The organism is Pseudoalteromonas sp. SIMBA_162 (assembly GCF_046535955.1).
Classification (GTDB): domain Bacteria; phylum Pseudomonadota; class Gammaproteobacteria; order Enterobacterales; family Alteromonadaceae; genus Pseudoalteromonas; species Pseudoalteromonas marina.
Genome location: NZ_JAWJBQ010000672.1, coordinates 1 through 259, shown reverse-complemented (window position 1 = coordinate 259; position 259 = coordinate 1). Strand labels below are relative to the sequence as shown.

General features: G+C 59.8%; 1 protein-coding gene. It reads right to left on the bottom strand.

Going from position 1 to position 259, the window contains the following annotated elements; translation table 11 throughout:
* The coding region (locus R0J88_RS21355; protein WP_410901077.1) for a S1 RNA-binding domain-containing protein at positions 1 to 259 on the bottom strand (259 nt) is incomplete at both ends.

Here is a 259-nt window from a genome sequence, read left to right as displayed (position 1 = left end):
CACGGATCTTCGCCCATCTGCTTCAGACCCAGCGAAACGCGGTTACGCTCGCGGTCGAACTTCAGAACGCGTACGTCGACTTCGTCGCCAACGTTAACGATTTCCGAAGGGTGCTTGATGCGCTTCCAGGCCATGTCGGTGATGTGCAGCAGGCCGTCAACGCCGCCGAGGTCGACGAAGGCGCCGTAGTCGGTCAGGTTCTTGACGATACCCTGAATCTGCTGACCTTCCTGCAGAGTGGCCAGGAGGGCTTCACGCT